Source organism: Paracoccus sp. C2R09 (assembly GCF_018860625.1).
Classification (GTDB): Bacteria; Pseudomonadota; Alphaproteobacteria; order Rhodobacterales; family Rhodobacteraceae; genus Paracoccus.
Genome location: NZ_JAHKQB010000017.1, coordinates 145,342 through 163,247, shown reverse-complemented (window position 1 = coordinate 163,247; position 17,906 = coordinate 145,342). Strand labels below are relative to the sequence as shown.

The 17,906-nt window shown below is 66.3% G+C and carries 15 protein-coding genes; 5 read left to right on the top strand and 10 right to left on the bottom strand.

Annotated elements, in window-relative coordinates; translation table 11 throughout:
• Positions 1–3: 3 nt before the first annotated feature.
• Positions 4–729: a proteasome-type protease gene (locus KO490_RS06610; RefSeq protein ID WP_216018619.1), complete on the top strand. Its 726-nt coding sequence runs from the start codon at positions 4–6 to the stop codon at positions 727–729.
• A gap of 61 nt (positions 730–790) precedes the next feature.
• Entirely contained in the window at positions 791–3,067 is a 2,277-nt protein-coding gene (locus tag KO490_RS06605) for an NADP-dependent malic enzyme (protein WP_252727050.1), read from the top strand.
• Here KO490_RS06605 and KO490_RS06600 read toward each other — a convergent pair.
• Complete coding sequence (locus tag KO490_RS06600) at positions 3,064–3,945, bottom strand: rhodanese-related sulfurtransferase (protein WP_216018618.1); 882 nt, start codon at positions 3,943–3,945, stop codon at positions 3,064–3,066. The two genes, KO490_RS06605 and KO490_RS06600, sit on opposite strands and share 4 nt — an antisense overlap.
• 43 nt (positions 3,946–3,988) lie before the next feature.
• Entirely contained in the window at positions 3,989–5,584 is a 1,596-nt protein-coding gene (locus KO490_RS06595) for an SLC13 family permease (protein WP_216018617.1), read from the bottom strand.
• Positions 5,585–5,711: 127 nt separating this feature from the next.
• Between KO490_RS06595 and pncA the strand changes: the two genes are divergently transcribed.
• Both pncA and pncB read left to right on the top strand, forming a co-directional pair.
• Positions 5,712–6,308: a bifunctional nicotinamidase/pyrazinamidase gene (pncA, locus tag KO490_RS06590; protein WP_216018616.1), complete on the top strand. Its 597-nt coding sequence runs from the start codon at positions 5,712–5,714 to the stop codon at positions 6,306–6,308.
• 60 nt (positions 6,309–6,368) lie between these two features.
• Entirely contained in the window at positions 6,369–7,661 is a 1,293-nt protein-coding gene (gene pncB / locus KO490_RS06585) for a nicotinate phosphoribosyltransferase (protein ID WP_216018615.1), read from the top strand.
• 13 nt (positions 7,662–7,674) lie between these two features.
• On the opposite strand, the gene KO490_RS06580 is transcribed toward pncB, so the two are convergent.
• From KO490_RS06580 to arfB, 3 genes are read right to left on the bottom strand one after another with little or no spacing between them, the layout of a single operon-like run.
• Positions 7,675–9,108, bottom strand: a complete 1,434-nt coding sequence (locus KO490_RS06580) for an inorganic phosphate transporter (protein WP_216018614.1) — start codon at positions 9,106–9,108, stop codon at positions 7,675–7,677.
• The gene (locus KO490_RS06575) at positions 9,105–9,539 is read right to left on the bottom strand and encodes an NUDIX hydrolase (RefSeq protein ID WP_252727049.1); all 435 of its coding nucleotides are present in this window, start codon (positions 9,537–9,539) and stop codon (positions 9,105–9,107) included. Before KO490_RS06575 ends, KO490_RS06580 begins: the two co-directional genes overlap by 4 nt.
• Positions 9,540–9,568: 29 nt before the next feature.
• On the bottom strand, positions 9,569–9,991 hold the full coding sequence (arfB, locus tag KO490_RS06570) for an alternative ribosome rescue aminoacyl-tRNA hydrolase ArfB (RefSeq protein WP_216018612.1): 423 nt from the start codon (positions 9,989–9,991) through the stop codon (positions 9,569–9,571).
• A 209-nt stretch (positions 9,992–10,200) separates the two neighbouring features.
• Here arfB and KO490_RS06565 point away from each other — a divergent pair, with 209 nt between their 5' ends.
• Positions 10,201–11,589, top strand: a complete 1,389-nt coding sequence (locus tag KO490_RS06565; RefSeq protein ID WP_216018611.1) for a phosphomannomutase — start codon at positions 10,201–10,203, stop codon at positions 11,587–11,589.
• An 87-nt stretch (positions 11,590–11,676) separates the two neighbouring features.
• Here KO490_RS06565 and KO490_RS06560 read toward each other — a convergent pair whose 3' ends face one another.
• From KO490_RS06560 to galE, 5 genes are all read right to left on the bottom strand, one after another.
• Positions 11,677–13,080 (bottom strand): hypothetical protein, encoded by a 1,404-nt coding sequence (locus KO490_RS06560; protein WP_216018610.1) that lies wholly within the window; start codon positions 13,078–13,080, stop codon positions 11,677–11,679.
• Positions 13,077–14,765, bottom strand: a complete 1,689-nt coding sequence (locus KO490_RS06555) for a beta-1,6-N-acetylglucosaminyltransferase (protein WP_216018609.1) — start codon at positions 14,763–14,765, stop codon at positions 13,077–13,079. Before KO490_RS06555 ends, KO490_RS06560 begins: the two co-directional genes overlap by 4 nt.
• Complete coding sequence (locus tag KO490_RS06550) at positions 14,762–15,790, bottom strand: glycosyltransferase family 2 protein (RefSeq protein WP_216018608.1); 1,029 nt, start codon at positions 15,788–15,790, stop codon at positions 14,762–14,764. The genes KO490_RS06555 and KO490_RS06550 overlap by 4 nt, the downstream gene beginning before the upstream one ends.
• Positions 15,791–15,873: 83 nt before the next feature.
• Positions 15,874–16,875: a glycosyltransferase family 2 protein gene (locus KO490_RS06545; protein WP_252727048.1), complete on the bottom strand. Its 1,002-nt coding sequence runs from the start codon at positions 16,873–16,875 to the stop codon at positions 15,874–15,876.
• A gap of 44 nt (positions 16,876–16,919) precedes the next feature.
• Positions 16,920–17,906, bottom strand: coding sequence for a UDP-glucose 4-epimerase GalE (gene galE, locus KO490_RS06540; protein WP_216018606.1), 987 nt, complete (start codon positions 17,904–17,906; stop codon positions 16,920–16,922).

Below are 17,906 nucleotides of genomic sequence, written 5' to 3'. Positions count from 1 at the left end.
CCGATGACCTATTGCGTCGGACTGAAGCTCAACGAGGGGTTGGTCCTCCTGTCCGATACCCGCACGAATGCGGGGCTCGACAACATCTCGTGCTATCGCAAGATGTTCCTGTGGGAAGAACCCGGCGAACGCGTGATCGCGATCATGACCGCGGGGTCGCTGTCGGTCACCCAGACCACGATCGCGCGCCTGGACGAGGCGATCGACGACGAATATGCCGACGAGACGACCTCCATCATGCGCGCGCCGAACATGCTTCGGGTGGCGACGATCATCGGCGATACGCTGTGCCGCACCCGGCGAGAGATCTCGGACCAGTGCCGCGACCTGAAGCAGCAGGCCTCGGCCAGCATGATCGTGGCGGGTCAGCGCAAGGGCGGCGACATGCGGTTGTTCCTGATCTATCCCGAGGGCAACTTCATCGAGGCGACCGAGGACACGCCCTTCCTGCAGATCGGCGAGCACAAATACGGCAAGCCGATCCTCGACCGGGTCGTGACGCCCGAGACCAGCCTGGCCGATGCGCAGAAGGCGGTGCTGCTGTCGATGGATTCGACGCTGCGGTCGAACCTGTCGGTCGGGATGCCGCTGGATCTGGCGGTGATCCGAAACGACGATTGCCGCGTAAGCAGCCAGCGCCGCATCCAGGACGGCGACCCCGATTTCGCCGAGATGAGCGCGACCTGGTCGGCCGCGCTGCGCGACAGCTTCACCAAGGTCACTCTCTGACGGCCATGTTGACCCGTTGCAGGGGCCCGATCAATATCGGCCCATGCAACGGGGGGACAGCATGACCGAAAAGACCGGCCGCAAGACGCGCATCACGCCCGAAGAGGCGCTGGCCTATCACATGGAGCCGCGCCCCGGAAAATACGACGTGGTGGCATCCACGCCCATGACCACGCAGCGCGACCTGTCGCTGGCCTACAGCCCCGGCGTGGCCGTTCCCGTGCAGGCGATCGCGGAACGGCCCGAAACGGCCTACGACTATACCACCAAGGGCAACATGGTCGCGGTCATCAGCAACGGCACCGCGATCCTGGGGCTGGGGAACCTGGGCGCGCTGGCCTCGAAGCCGGTGATGGAGGGCAAGGCGGTGCTGTTCAAGCGCTTTGCCGACGTGAACGCCATCGACATCGAGCTGGACACCGAGGACCCCGACGAGATCGTCAACGCCGTCCGCCTGATGGGCCCGACCTTCGGGGGCATCAACCTGGAGGACATCAAGGCGCCCGAATGCTTCATCATCGAAAGCCGCTTGAAAGAGATGATGGACATCCCCGTCTTTCATGACGATCAGCACGGCACGGCGGTGATCTGCGCGGCGGGGCTTCTGAACGCGCTGGAACTGTCGGGCAAGCGGATCGAGGACGTGCGCATCGTGCTGAACGGCGCGGGCGCGGCGGGGATCGCCTGCCTCGAACTGCTCAAGGCGATGGGCGCGGGGCATGACAACTGCATCATGTGCGACACCAAGGGCGTCATTCATTCGGGCCGGACCGAGGGCATGAACCAGTGGAAATCGGCCCATGCCGCCCGGACCGAGGCCCGCACGCTGGAGGACGCGATGAAGGGTGCCGACGTGTTCCTAGGCGTCAGCGCCAAGGGGGCCGTGACCCAGGCGATGGTGCAGTCCATGGCCGAGAACCCGGTCATCTTCGCCATGGCCAATCCCGACCCCGAGATCACCCCCGAGGATGCCCATGCCGTCCGCCCCGACGCCATCGTGGCCACGGGGCGCAGCGATTATCCGAACCAGGTGAACAACGTCCTAGGCTTTCCCTACCTGTTCCGGGGGGCGCTGGACATCCATGCCCGCGCCATCAACGACGAGATGAAGATCGCCTGCGCCGAGGCCCTGGCCCGCCTTGCCCGCGAGGATGTCCCCGACGAGGTGGCCGTCGCCTATGGCCGCAAGCTGCAATTCGGGCGCGACTACATCATCCCGACGCCCTTCGATCCGCGCCTGATCCACGTGATCCCGCCCGCCGTCGCGCGTGCGGGCATGGATACCGGCGTCGCGCGGCGCCCGATCATCGACATGGACGGCTATGTCCAGTCGCTTCAGGCCCGCATGGACCCGACCGCCGCGATCCTGCAGGGCATCCATGCGCGCGCCCGGTCCAAGCAGGCCCGCATGATCTTTGCCGAAGGGGACGATCCCCGCGTGTTGCGCGCGGCGGTGTCATGGACACGCAACGGCATGGGCCAGGCCCTTGTCGTCGGCCGAGAGGCCGAGGTGAAGTCCGAGCTGCAATCCCTGGGGCTTGGCGATGCCATGCGGGAGCTGACGGTGGTCAATGCCGCCAATACCCGCCATCTCGAGGCCTATCACGAATTTCTCTATGCCCGGCTGCAGCGCAAGGGCGTGGACCGCGAGGATGCGACCAAGCTGGCCAATCGCGACCGCCACATCTTTGCCGCGCTGATGCTGGCGCATGGTCATGGCGACGGGCTGGTCACGGGGGCCACGCGCAAGAACGCCCCCGTGCTGGCCCAGATCGGTCATGTCTTCGACGTGCGCCCGCAGGACGGGGCCGTGGGCATCACCGCCGTGCTGAACCGGGGCCGCATCGTGCTGATGGGCGATACGCTGGTCCATGAATGGCCCGAGGCCGAGGACCTGGCCGATATCGCCGTCAGCGGCGCGAACGTGGCGCGGGGGCTGGGGCTGGATCCGCGGGTCGCGTTCCTGTCGTTTTCGAATTTCGGCTATCCGGTCAGCGAACGCGCCCGGAAGATGGCCGAGGCGACCGAGGTTCTGGACGGTCGCCATGTCGATTTCGAATACGAGGGCGAGATGACGGTGGACGTGGCGCTGAACCCCGAATCGGCCGCGCGCTATCCGTTCAGCAGGCTGACGGGACCCGCGAACGTGCTGGTGGTCCCCGCGCGGCACTCGGCCTCGATCTCGGTCAAGCTATTGCAGGAAATGGCGGGCGCCACCGTCATCGGCCCGATCCTGACCGGGGTGCCGAAACCCATCCAGATCTGTTCGACCACCTCGACGGTCAGCGACATCCTGAACATGGCCGCCATCGCGGCGGGCGGCCTGGGCGGGCGCTAGGCCCGCCCCTCGCGTTCGAACTGACGTTGCCGGTCGCGGAACCTCTCGCGGTCGGCATCGGAATATTCATCCGCGCAATGCGGGCAGCTGACGCCAGGCTCGAAGGCCGGATGCGCGCGGTCCGCGTCCGAGATCGGCCGCCGGCAGGCATGGCACATGCCGTGGCTGCCCTGTTCCAGCCCGTGCTTCAGGCTGACGCGCTGGTCGAAGACGAAGCATTCGCCCTGCCATTTGCTGTCGGCCTCGGGGATCTCCTCGAGGTATTTCAGGATGCCGCCCTGCAGGTGGTGGACCTGATCCACGCCCTGCGACATCAGGAAGTTCGTCGATTTCTCGCAGCGGATGCCGCCGGTGCAGAACATCGCGATGCGCTTGCCTTCGAAGCGGTGGGCGTTCTCGGCCCACCAGGCGGGAAAGTCGCGGAAGCTGGCCGTGCCCGGATCGACCGCGCCTTCGAACGTGCCGATGGCGACCTCGTAATCGTTGCGGGTGTCGATGACCGCGACATCGGGGGCGGAGATCAGGGCGTTCCAGTCGCGCGGCGCGACATAGCGGCCGACCGATGCCGTGGGGTCCACGTCGGGCTGCCCCATGGTCACGATCTCCTGCTTCAGGCGGACCTTCATGCGGGCGAAGGGCGGCTGGTCGGCGTGGCTGGCCTTCCATTCGAGGCCATCGAAGCCGGGCCAGGACCGCAGATGGGCGATCACCGCCTCGATCCCGTCCCGCGGACCGGCGATCGTGCCGTTCACCCCCTCGGGTGCCAGCAGCAGCGTACCGCACAGGCCCTGCGCCAGGCACAGGTCCAGAAGCGGGCCGCGCATCGCGGCCGGGTCGGAAAGACGGGCGAAATGATAGAGTGCGGCGACTGTCAGCATGGGCAGGGGCCATAGCGGCCCCCGCCCCTTCGTGCAAGCGTTCTCAGAACTGCAGGCCCAGTGCCAGCCCGCCCAGAAGCCAGGTCAGGCCGGTGATCAGCAGGATGCCCACGATGTTCAGCACGATGCCGCCGCGCGCCATCTGCCCGATGGTGACGGTGCCCGTGCCGAAGACGATGGCATTGGGCGGCGTGCCGACCGGCAGCATGAAGGCGCAGGTTGCGGCCAGCGCGGCCGGGATCAGCAGGGTCATCGCATCCGCACCGATGCCCAGGGCGACACCGCCCAGGATCGGGATGAAGGTCGCGGCGGTGGCCGTGTTCGACGTCACCTCGGTCAGGAACAGGATGATCGTGACCACCGCGCCGACCAGCAGCACCGTCGGCAACGCGCCCAGGCCCGTGACCTGTTCGCCGAACCACACGTCCAGCCCCGAGGCCGCGACCGCCGATGCCAGGCTGAGACCGCCGCCGAACAGCAGCAGCACGCCCCAGGGCAGCCCGGTTTCGGCGTCCTTCCATTCCAGCACCATGTTGCCCTGCCGGTCGCCCGGCAGCAGGAACATCACGAGGCCCGCACCGATGGCGATGGCCGTGTCGTCCAGCGCGTCCAGCCAGGGCGCGGCGGCCCCGATGGCCGGGAAGGATGCCAGAAGCCCCGGCACGACCCACAGGAAGGCCGCGCCCAGGAACACGCACAGGACCATCCGTTCGCCCTTGGACAGCCGCCCGAGCCCGTGGAGCTGTTCCTCGATCATCTGGCGCCCGCCCGGAATTTCCGGCAGATCGAAGCGATAGAGGACCTTGGTCATCAGCACCCAGGCGATCAGGATGAAGATCAGCGCGGCAGGCGTGCCCAGGATCATCCATTGCAGGAAGCCGATATCGCGGCCCAGCTGGTCGCTGGCATAGCCTGCGACGATGGCGTTTGGCGGGCTACCCAGCAGCGTGCCCAGACCGCCCATCGATGCGGCCCATGCGATCGACAGGACCAGGCAGACGCCGAAGGCGCGGATGTTCGGATCATCGACGGTCTGGCTGATCGTCTGGCCGTCACGCAGGGCGGCCTCGGCATCGGCGCCGGCCTGGTTCGACCCGCGTTCGATCACCAGTGACAGGACCGACATGCCGATGGGCAGCATCATCAGCGTGGTGGCGGTGTTGGACACCCACATCGACAGAAAGCCGGTCGCCAGCATCATGCCCAGCACGATCCGCGTGGGCGCGACCCCCACCTTGTTCAGCGTCATCAGCGCGATGCGGGTGTGCAGGTGCCATTTCTCCATCGCGATGGCGATCAGGAACCCGCCCAGGAACAGGAACACGATCGAGCTGGCATAGGGCGCGGTCGCCTGCCCCACGGTGGTTTCGGTCATCGCCGGGATCAGCACGATCGGCAGCAGCGCGGTGGCCGAAAGCGGGATCGCCTCGGTCATCCACCAGACGGCCATCAGCGTGCCGATGGCGGCGACGATGCGGGCGTCCGCGGACAGCCCCTCCTGACCGCCCAGAAGCAGCCAGACCAGCAGCGCCAGCCCCAGGCCCAGACCGCGCAGACCCCAGGTCATTGCGGCCGGACGGACCGGCACCTCGTTTTCGTCGTAACCGACGGGTTGGTGCAATTCATCCTTGATGCCCATGGGACACTCCTCCGTTAGCGCGTTGCAGATACTGCATCGGGTCGCATCCTGCACCCGGAATCTTGCGGACTTGACCCTTCCGGGGCGCGACGTCTTACTGGCCGGACCATTCCGCAAGAGGCCCGCCATGACCGAAGCCCTGATCGTGATCGACGTCCAGAAGGATTTCTGCCCCGGCGGTGCGCTGGCCGTCACCGATGGCGATGCCGTGGTCGGACCGATCAACGCGATGATGGGCGATTTCGAAACGGTGGTCCTGACGCAGGACTGGCATCCCGCGGATCACTCCAGCTTCGCGGGCAATCATCCCGGCGCGCAGCCCTTCGGAACCGTGGACATGCCCTATGGCCCGCAGGTTCTCTGGCCCGCGCATTGCGTCATCGGCACGGATGGCGCGGCCTTTCACCCCGACCTGCATGTGGATCGCGCCGATCTGGTGATCCGCAAGGGGTTCCGCAGCGGGATCGACAGCTATTCCGCCTTCTTCGAGAATGATCACGAGACGCCGACCGGCCTTGCGGGATATCTGCGCGAACGCGGCATCTCGAAGCTGGCCTTCGTGGGCCTTGCGCATGATTTCTGCGTCGCCTGGAGCGCGATGGACGCGGCCCGCCTGGGGTTCCATGCCCGCGTGATCGAGAACGCCTGCCGGGCCATCGATCTGGATGGCAGCCTGGCGGCCGCACGTGACGCGATGCGCAAGGCGGGCGTCGCGCTCGACTGACGCACTTGCAACCCTGCCCGGCGGCAGGCACCTAAGGGCAGTTTGCCAGAGGAAGACGACATGGTCGATATCGCCACACGGGTCCATAACCACAAATGGAAGATCGACCCGATCGTCCGGTCGCTGATCGATACCGATTTCTACAAGCTGCTGATGTGCCAGTCGGTCTTCCGCAACCGCGCCGACACGCAGGTGACCTTCAGCCTGATCAACCGGTCCACCGAGATCAAGCTGGCCGAGCTGGTGGACGAGGGCGAGCTGCGCGAACAGCTGGACCACGTCCGCAGCCTGTCGCTGACCCGCGGCGAGAGCACATGGCTGCGCGGCAACACCTTCTATGGCAAGCGGCAGATGTTCCGCCCCGACTTCATGGAGTTCCTGGAGGGGCTGCGCCTGCCGCCCTATCACCTGGAACGGCGCGACGGTCAGTACGAGCTGACCTTCGAGGGCAGCTGGCCCGAGGTCATGCTGTGGGAGATCCCCGCCCTGGCCGTCCTGATGGAGCTGCGGTCGCGGGCGGTCCTGAAGGACATGGGCCGGTTCGAGCTGCAGGTCCTCTATGCCCGCGCGATGACGCGCCTGTGGGAAAAGCTGGAACGCCTGCGCGACCTGCCCGACCTGCGCATCGCCGATTTCGGCACGCGGCGGCGCCACAGCTTCCTGTGGCAGGACTGGGCCGTGCAGGCCATGATCGAGGGATTGGGCGAACGTTTCGTCGGCACGTCGAACTGCCTCGTGGCCATGCGCCGCGACATCGAGGCGATCGGCACCAATGCGCATGAACTGCCCATGGTCTATGCCGCCCTGGCCGAGGATGACGCCGCCCTGCGCCGCGCACCCTATGACGTGCTGGCCGACTGGCACGAGGAGCACGAGGGCAATCTGCGCATGATCCTGCCCGACACCTATGGCACGCCCGCCTTCCTGGAAGGCGCGCCCGACTGGCTGGCGGGCTGGACCGGCATCCGCATCGACAGCGGCGACCCGGCCACCGGTGCGGAAAACGCGATCCGCTGGTGGAAGGAACGCGGAGAGGATCCGACGAAGAAGCTGATCATCTTCTCGGACGGGTTGGACGTGGACAAGATCGAGACGCTCTACCGGCAGTTCCACGGGCGGGTGAAGGTCAGCTTCGGCTGGGGCACGCTGCTGACCAACGATTTCCGCGGGCTGGTCCCGGGCGACGGGCTGGCGCCCTTCAGCCTGGTCTGCAAGGCGGTTGCCGCGAATGGCCGTCCCACGGTCAAGCTGTCGGACAACCCCGCCAAGGCCACCGGCCCCGCATCCGAGATCGCCCGCTATCGCCGGGTCTTCGGGACCGGCGAACAGGTGGCCGTCGCCCCCGTCGTCTAGGACCCGATGTGGTCTAGGACCCGATCCCGAACAGCAGCAGCGAACTGACCAGCGCCGAGATCGCGGCGGTGACCGGAACGGTCACCAGCCATGCCACGGTGATCGTCGCCACATGGCTGCGACGGATCAGGATGCGGCGGCGGATCTCCTCCTCGGGCAGAGCCTCGCGCTTGCGACTGCGGCGACGATCCACCCATTCGCGGGCAAAGCCCACACCGAAGATGCCCCCCACCGCGACATGGGTCGTCGAGACCGGCAAACCGAGGCTGGCAGCCGTCAGCACCGTCAGCGCCGTCGCCAGCGACACGCAGAAGGCCCGCCCCGCGTTCAGGCGCGTGATGCCGCTGCCGACCAGCGTCACCAGCCTGCGCCCGAACAGAAGCGTCCCGGTCGCGATGGCCAAACCCCCGCCCAGAAGCACCGCCATCGGCGTGGCACCGATGCCGAAGCCGCTGGAGGCGGTGATGACCGACAAGGGCCCTGCGATATTGCCCACATCGTTCGCCCCATGCGCGAAGGCCATGATCGCGACGGCCAGAACCAGCGCGGGACGCAGCAGACGCTTCACGCTGGGCTTGTCGGGATTGCGACGGATCTCGGCGCGGACGCTGCGACGGGTCAGGGCGAAGGCCACGGCGCCCGTGATCGTTGCCGCCGCGATTTCGACCGGGACCAGGGCGTCGCCCTGCCAGGCAAGCCGCGTGACGAAGGCCGCGAAAAGCGCGCTCATCAGTCCGACCATCGCGGGGACGACCCTGCGCGCCGCCCGCGCCCGGTCGGCCACGTCGACGACATGGCGGCGCATGGCAACCAGCAGCAGACCCGCCAGAAGCCCCGCAAGAACCGGGGTCAGCATCCAGACCAGCGTGATCGCGCCCAGCATCGGCCATGCGACCCCCGACAGGCCCGCCGCCGCCGCCGAACCGCCCGCAATGCCGCCCACGATGGAATGCGAGGTGCTGACCGGCAGGCCGATGCCGCTGGCCAGGGTGATCCAGCTGGCCGCTGCGATCAGGGCCGATACCATGACAAGCTGACCGCGCGCGCCCTCGACCAGCGCGGAGGGATCGTAGATCCCGGCAGCAAGCCGCTCGGTCACCGCACCGCCCGCAAGGACCGCCCCCGCGATCCCTGCACCTGCCGCCAGAAGCAGCCCGGGCAGCACGCGGATCGCGCCCGCGCCGACGGCAGGCCCCAGCGAATTGGCGACATCGTTCGACCCGATCGCGACACCCAGCCAGCCCGCGACGATCAGCCCCGCACCGATGGACACGGTCCCGCGCGACGCACCTGCCGCATGCATGATCACGATCACCCCGACCACCAAGATCAGCACCCCCAGTCCAAGCCGCCAGACGGGTTGAAAGGCATGCTGCTGGGCGACCTCGGCATTCGAGATGCTGCGAAGATCCTTGTCGAGGGTGTGGAAACTGCCGCGCGTGCTCATTCGGCCGCAAGAACGGACGCGGGGCCCTTGAGCGAGGTCAGGATGCGCGACAGCCCAGGCTCGGCCACGAGGCCCGCAGCCTCGGTCGGGGTGAACCAGTGACGTTCGCGCTGATCGACCTCGGGGAAGGTTTCGGCCACGGAGGCCACATGCATCATGAAGACACGGACCTGGACGGGAATGGCATAGCCCTGATCCTGGACCTTGTCATAGGTGAAGCGTCCGATCTCGACCTCGTCGACGCGGCCGCACAATCCGGCTTCTTCCCACGCCTCTTGCGCGGCCGCGCCCGCCAATGTCCGCCCCGCCATGGGCCAGCCCTTGGGAATGACCCAACGGCCGGTCCCGCGGCTGGTGATCAGCATCACGCGCCCGCTCGTGTCGTCGCGACAGATCGCGGCAACCTGCATGGCCGCGGGCCTGCGACCCATGATCAACGCCAATAAGCTTCTGAAAACCTTCATTCCCGACCGTCCACTCTGCCTCGGAGCGCCTTGACTTCGCCCCGGATCGTCTTGGCCTTGAGCCGACGTTTCTTGCTGCCGAGGGTGGGTCTTGTGGCGACCCTGCGCTTTGGCGCAACGCTTGCCTTGCGGATCAGTTCCGCCAGGCGTTCGCGCGCAAGCTCTCGGTTGCGGGCCTGGCTGCGCGTTTCCTGCGCAAGAATGATCACCGCACCGTCCTGGGTCCAGCGTCGTCCGGCCAGCCGTTCCAGACGCCGCTTGATCGGATCGGGCAGGTTCGGGGACCGTGCGGCCTCGAAGCGCAGCTCGACCGCGGTTTCGACCTTGTTCACGTTCTGACCGCCGGGCCCCTGGGCCCGGGTGAACTGTTCCGACAGTTCCCATTCCTCGATCGAGATGGTTTCGGTGACATATAGCATGACGAGTATTTATGGTGATCCCTACCGCGATCAAACGTCAATCCGCTTAATCTCCGGTTAATTATTGACGCCGTGGCAGAAAATCCTGCAACGATATGGGCGCGTCGCGCATTGAGCGACACCGGCGCGCTTGCGCATTCGGGGCTTGCGGGCTTGAAGGCATTCAGGAACCTGTTAGCGCAAAAACAAGATATCTATCGGAGGACAGGATGGACGGACGGGATCAGCTGGGCAGGCGCGAGATCACCTGCTTCAAGGCCTATGACGTACGCGGTGAACTGGGCAAGAATCTGGATCCCGACGTGGCCTACCGCATCGGCCGCGCCTTTGCGCAGGCCCGCGATGCCAAGCGGGTGGTCGTGGGTCGCGACAGCCGCGAAACCTCGCCCGAACTGGCGAAGGCCCTGATCGAGGGGCTGACCGATGGCGGCGCGGACGTGCTGGACCTGGGCCTTGCCGGCACCGAGGAGGTCTATTTCCACACCGGCTTCCACGACACCGATGGCGGGATCGAGGTGACGGCCTCGCACAACCCCATCAACTATAACGGCATGAAGATCGTGGGCCGCGGTTCGGCGCCCCTGGACCCCGCGACCGAGCTTCCGCCGATCGTGGAGTTGGCGACGGGCGGCGAATTCGCCCCGGCCACCAAGGGCAGCGTCACCGATTTCAGCGATGCCCGCGCCGAATATGCCAAGCGCATGGCCGATTTCGTCGACATCGCGGCACTCAAGCCGATGAAGATCGTTGTGAACGCGGGCAACGGCACCGCCGGCCCGACCTTCGACGCCATCGCCGAGGAACTGGAGCGTCGCGGCGCGCCCCTGACCTTCGTGCGCATGCACCACAATGTGGACAGCAGCTTCCCGAACGGCATCCCGAACCCGCTGCTGCCCGAGAACCAGCCCCCCACCGTCGAGATGGTGAAATCCGAGAATGCCGATCTGGGCGTCGCATGGGACGGCGATTTCGACCGCTGCTTCTTCTTCGACGAGAACGGTCGCTTCATCCCCGGCGAATATATCGTGGGCCTTCTGGGCGCGGCCTTCCTGGAAAAATCGCCGGGCGAAAAGATCGTCCACGACCCCCGCGTCATCATGAACACCCGTGCCATGATCGAGGAAGCCGGCGGCGAGGCCGTGGTCAGCAAGACCGGCCATGCCTTCATCAAGCGCAAGATGCGCGATGTCGGCGCCGTCTATGGCGGCGAGATGTCGGCCCACCATTATTTCCGCGACTTCTACTTCTGCGACAGCGGGATGATCCCGTGGCTGCTGATGATCGAGCTTCTGTCGCGCAAGGGTCAGACCCTGGCCGAGCTGCTCGAAGAACGGATGCGCCTCTACCCGTCCTCGGGCGAGACGAACTATCACATCGAGGACCCGGACGCGGCCATCGCGCGCCTGATCGAGACCTATGAACCCAAGGCCGAAAGCCGCGACGATCTGGACGGCGTTTCGCTGAATTTCGGCAATTGGCGGTTCAACCTGCGCAAGTCGAATACCGAACCGGTCGTGCGCCTGAACCTCGAGGCTGATGGCGATGCTGATCTGGTCCGCGAAAAGCAGGCGGAACTGGCGGCGTTGCTGAAGGCCTGATCCACAGGCCGAAAATTGGAAGGGGCCGCGCGGGAATGCGCGGCCCTTTTCCTGTTCAGCCGAATTTTTCGGCTTCACGTGAAACACTTATGACGATTCGGGGTCCTCGAACCCGAAGGCCACGTAATCGCGGATATAGGCGGCCTTCGCGGCCTTGATCAGCGCCCGGTCCCGCAGATGATCGGGCAAGGATGCCATCTGCAATGCCGATGTATCGATATCCGGCAGCCCCACCGCGCGCGCCAGCATCTCCATCTCCTCGGACAGGCGCTCCTCTCGGATCAGCATGTCGGGGGATGCGAAGCGCGCGAAGCCCGCGATCACCTCGGACTGGCTGGCCCAACCCGGATGGGTCGGCAGGGTCGTCTGGCCGTTCAGGTTGCGCTTCAGGAAGGCAAGGAACTGCCCGAAGATGCGGATCTGTTCATCGGGGTCCAGCGCATCGGGGGCGACCGGATCGGGCAGATCGACCCTGTGCAGGTCGCGCAATGTCGCGCGCAGATCCGTGGGCGCGTCCGTCAGCACCTGTCCGAAGGCGGCCCAGGCCCGGTCCAGCGGGTGACGCAGCACCGAGAAGCTGCGATGCCCCGGATGCCCGCGCTTCCACTGGCGCAGGCTTGTTTGCGTGAAATCCCCCGAGACCTGCCCCAGCCCGGCCATCCAGTCGCGCAGGGCCACCCCCGCCCCGCCGCGGACGGGCATGAACAGCAACCCCCGCCCCGCATCGACCGCGCTGAAGCTGGGGACCGACGGCCCCCGCCGTGGTTCGAAATTCGGAATGCGGCGCAGCATGAACGGATCGAGCGTCTGCAGATCGGCCTGCATCTCATGGAAATTGGTGACCTTCTCGGACAGCTCCCTTGGGTTCTGGGGCACCTGGTCGCTGGCGGGTTCGACGCGCGGGATGTCGGTCCGGCCCAGCCAGTGGACCAGCCCGGTCATCACATCCGCATCGCGCAGATCCTCGTATCCCAGCCAGAACCCCGTCTGGCCGGTGACCTGCAGCCAATGCATGACCTTCGACTGGAAACGCTCGATCGCGGTCAGGTTCTCGCGGAACTCGGCCCCGTCATAGGTGATGGCGGCGGGGATCGGGGTCTCGTTCTCGTTCAGCTTCCACTGGTTGGTTTCCCATGCCAGCCGGGTCGAGACATAGCTGTCCAGCGGGTTGCGCGTCAGCACGATTTTGGCGCAGCGGCGATCCTGCATGATCGCGTCGAAGACCCGCGGATCGTGGTCGTGGAAATACCGGAACCCCGGCAGATGCCCCGGCCGGTCGGTCAGGCGTTCCAGCAGGGGCAGCGGGTCGGCCTCGCGTTCGGCGCGGGTGATGCCTGCCAGTTCGTCCTTGTCGGGCCAGCCCATCATGTAGGGGTTGAACGCCTCGCCATGGCAGGTGACGCCCCGAATGCCGTTCAGCGTGGCCTCCAGCAGGTTGGAGCCCGTACGCATTTCGGCAAGGACGACGAAGCTGCGAAACGATGAGGTCATTCGGCGGCGGTCCTTTCGGATGATGGAATGTCGTGGACGGGCAGACCGTCGCCCGACATGCGGGGCTGCAGCCCGGAATTGCGCAACCGGCGCAGCAATTCGGACAGCCCGGTCATGTCGCGCATCGCGGGCAGATCGGTCGGTGCGGGCCCCTTCTGCGGCAGATGCTGAAGGGCCTGCATCATCACCGCCTGCGGACGCGCCAGGAAATCCGTCAGCTCGTGGATCTGGACCCGCGCCTTGACCCAGACCGAATTCAGCACGTTCAGGTTCTCCAGCTCGGCCCGCTGCAGGATGGCGGTCACGCGCCGGATGTCGTCGAAGGGCATGTCGCAATCCAGAAGCGGCAGCAACCATGCCCCGGTCACCACGTTGATCGTGGCATTGCTGTCGGTCGCCATGAACCAGTTCAGCGCCTGGTTGTCGCGCGGACTGAACTGGAATGCCTGCATCCGCGGTGTCACCCGGATCAACGAGGTCAGGAATCCCTGCGGGTCGCGGTCGCGGATCAGGGTGCTCGACGATATCGCGCCGGGGCCGATCTCGGGCCTGCCCGCGAATTCGGCCATTTCGGGACCCATGAGGTGGCCATGCACATCGGCGTCGATGGCCCTGGCCAGCCACGGCTCGAACCCCGGAAAGATGTCGCTGAACCCGTGGAACACCGCGTATTCGGCCGAAGTCTTGCCGTTCTCGGCATCCTTGCGCGGAAAGCGCGACTGCATGTAGAGTCCGGGCCGCCCCAGAAGACGCCTGCGAACGGTGCGGTTGATCACCCGCTCGAACCGCTCGGGACGCGGGGGGCTGGTATCGGGCATGCCTGCAGCCGGGCGCGGGAAATGCGCCAGCAGCCCCTTGGCCCCCGGCCAGACCTTGCGCGCGACGAAGCAGTGCGATTCCTCCAGCATCCGCGCATGATCGTCATACAGCTGATAGGGCCGCCCCTCGTGGTCGAACTTGGCAAGGGTCAGCGACCGGCTCTCGATCTGCAGGGAATGGCGGCGGGCCAGCGTCTGGAAATAGCTCTCGTCCGGGATCCAGCTGAGCCGGAAGTAGCGGTCGAAGACCGGACGCTTCGGGTCGGACAGGATGGCGCGCAGCGTGGAGGCCGTCAGGCACCACCATTGCGACCCCAGATGCGGGATCACCCCCTTCGGCAGGGTCCGCCGGACCTTCAGCCTGCGCTGCAGTTCGACCAGCCGGTCGAAGGCCCAGCGATGCCTGCGCCAGTCCAGCGGATAGAACAGCGTGAAGCGTTCCTCGTTCAGCCCGCCCACCGTCCATCCGACATCGAATGCGGTCACGCTCTCGATATGATCGCGGTCGTGATGCGCACCCAGATAGGCCGCAAGGTCGCGGACGGGCCGCAGCGGCAGGCAGGACCCCGAGGCCAGGAAGACATGCGTCCGGTCGGGGAAACGTTCCAGCAGCAGCTCGGCCGCGTCCTGCGTGGCCGCGACCAGGTTGAACCGCCCCCAGTCGCATTGCCGCCTGCGGGAAAAGACCACCTCGGGCAGGTCGGCCAGATCGGCCTTCATCCGGGCAAACGCCGATCGGGGCGCCTTGGCATCGACATGGACGGCGACCCTGGCCCCGCCCTCGACCCAGATCCGCGCCATCCGCGCCGCGATGTCCAGCTGCGCATGGCACAGCAGCACCACCCCCAGCCTTGCCGCCTGCGTCATGCCCAGTTCCCCCGAGAGATCAGGCCGATATCCTCGAGCTGCTGCCAATCGACATATTCGCGCGATTCGCTGCACCACAGATCGGTGCCGCGCGTCAGCCCCGCGTGATAGGCGCGGTATTCCTTGCTGTTGGCGTAATGCTGGCGCCGGTCCAGTTCCTCGGCGGATTTTTCCGCGAAGGTCGACAGGAACTTGGCATGCAGCAGGCTGCCCGAGGCCTGTTCGCCGCCATCCTCGTCATAGACATGGTTCAGATGGCGTGGCAGGGCCATGTGGGTCGAACTGACATAGGCATAGCGCCAGTGCCACTTGATCAGCGGGATCTTGTTCAGCGCGGGCCCCGACAGCGGATCGGCCCGAAAGAAGTTTCGCGTCCGCGGCCCCCCCTGGATCCACAGGTTGCCATAGAACCAGTTCTTGCTGATCGAGTAGTTGACTGGATCGAACCAGCGCGCGATCTCGAACGGGTCCTGCCCCTCGGCATAGGGCTGATCCTCGATCGCGCCCTTGGGATACATGTCCAGAAGCATCGCCGGAAAGGACCGCCTGTCGGACGCCTCCAGCCACCCCGTCAGCGCCGAGAGCGGCCGGGTATCGCAATGCGGGTAAACCAGGAATTCGTCCGGGTCGACCGTCAGGCACCAGTGGCCATGCCCGTATCTGGCCAGCAGGCGGTTCATCCAGTCCATCCCGAAGCGGGATTTCTTGTAGCCGGCATCGGTCCACCACAGCGACACGTCCGGCTGTTCCGCCAGGTAGTTCCCGCTGCCATCGGTGCTGTCGTTGTTCACGAACAGGAAATGGTTCACCCCCATCGCCCGGTAATATTCGAGGAAATAGGGCAGCCTGATACGTTCGTTGCGCAAGGTGACGAAGGCCAGGATGTCGCCCCTGCGGATCTGCGCGGTGCGGTCGACCATGGATTTCAGCGCCCGGCGGCGGTTGTAGGCGCGGGCGATCAGGTACTGCCGCTCTGCCCGGCGGCGGATGCGTTCGGGCAGGGGAAGCCGGGCCACGCGCGTCATGGCATCCGGCCCCGGTTTCCAAGGTTGCTCAAGGACGTCATGACCCTAGGAATGTGCGGCGGCACCGGAATTGGCAAGGGGAATCAGTGGTCGTCGGGCCGCAGCCAGTCACCCGTGCCCATGATGCCCAGATCCACCAGCTGCCTCCATCCCTCATGGCGGACGGATGCGGGGCCGCGCAGGACGGGTCGTTGCAGGATCGCCCGGTGATAGGCCGCATAGCGGTCGGGATCGGCGAAATGCTGTCGGCGGGTCAGTTCCTCTTGTGACCGATCGACGATGCCCGCGGCGAATTTCGCATGCAGCAACACCCCCGAGAGCCGCGCATCCCCCGGCCCGTCATAAAGCTGGTTGAGATGCGGCGGCAGCATGCTGTGGGTCGAGTTCACATAGACCTGCCGCCAGGTCCAGCGCATCAGCGGCAGCTTGTTCATCGTGGGCGCCCGGGCGGGGTCGTCCGCGAAGAAGACCCGGTCCCGCACCCCGCCCTGCAACCACAGGTTCCGGCGCGGCATCATGCGTCGGCGGCGCCATGGCCCCGGATCGAACCAGGGCAGGCGTTCGGTCAGGGGCGCATTGGGGGCCGCATCCTCGGTTCCCAGCCGTCCCCCCGGATAGAGATCCAGCATCACCGCACCCATGCCCCGGATCCCCCGGCGGTCCAGATGCGCCGTCAGCTCTCGCAGGCCCCGCCGGTCGTGATCGGGATAGATCAGCAGTTCATCCGCATCCAGCGTCAGGCACCAACGCCCTGCCCCGTGACGCATCAGCAGCGCATTCGCCCAGTCCAGCCCGAAACGCGCGTCGCGATAACCCGCCCTGCAATGCCAAAGCGACACGTCGGGCTGGGCTGCCAGAAAGGCGCGCGATCCGTCGGTGCTGCCATTGTCCACGACCAGAAAATGATCGACGCCCAACCCGCGGTGATGTGCAAGGAATTCGCGAAGATGCGCCATCTCGTTGCGCAATGTGGCGACGGCGATGATCGCGTCGGGCGCCAGCCCGCCGGTGCGGTCCGCGATGGGCCGCAGCGCGCGCCGCGCCCGGATCGCCCGCCAGATCAGCTCGCGCCGCTTCCAGCGCAAGCGATAGGCCAGCCAGGCCCCCCATAAAGGGCCCGGCCGAGGATTCACGCCTGATAGTTGCCCGACTGGTGCCAGCGCCACGCGTCGGTGATCATCTGCTTCATCGTCGACCGGTCGGGCGTCCAGCCCAGATCGGTCTTGGCGCGCTGGCTGCCGCAGACCAGCTTGACTGCATCGCCGCCACGACGCGGACCATCGACCATCGGCACCTCGCGATTGGTGACGTGGCGGGTCGCATCGACAACCTCTCGGACCGAGAAGCCGTCGCCGGTGCCAAGGCAGAACACCTGGCTGCCCTTGTCGGCGCGCAGCCATTCGAGACCCTTCACATGCGCATCGACCAGGTCCATCACATGGACATAGTCGCGGATGCAGGTGCCGTCCGCCGTCGGATAATCCGTGCCGTGGATGGTCAGCGCCGCGCGCTTGCCGTCCACCGCATCCAGGATCAGCGGGATCAGATGCGTCTCGGGGCGGTGGAATTCACCGACCTCGGCATCCGGGTCCGCGCCCGCGACGTTGAAGTAGCGGAAGATGACATGCTGCAGCCCGTGCGAGGCCTCGAAATCGACGAGCATGTCCTCGATCGCGCGCTTGCTTGCACCATAGGCGTTCAGGGGCGCCTGCGGGGTATCCTCGTCCAGAACCTCGCCGTCGCGGTCGCCATAGGTCGCGCAGGTGGAACTGAACACGAAATGCTTCACGCCCGCGGCGATGGTCGCCTCGATCAGGTTCAGCGATCCCGCGACATTGTTGCGCCAGTACTTGCCCGGCTCGGCCATCGCCTCGCCCACCTGGCTCAGCGCCGCGAAATGCAGGACGGCCACGGGCCGATGTTCGGCAAAGGCCGCATCCAGCGCGGCGCGGTCCATCAGGTCGGCTTCGACCACCGGACCGAATTTCACCGCATCGCGCCAGCCGGTCGAGAAATTGTCCAGCGTGACGGGGACGAAACCCGCCTTCGCCAGCGCCTTGCAGGCATGCGAGCCGATATAGCCCGCACCCCCGGTCACCAGTACCTTGTCCGCCAT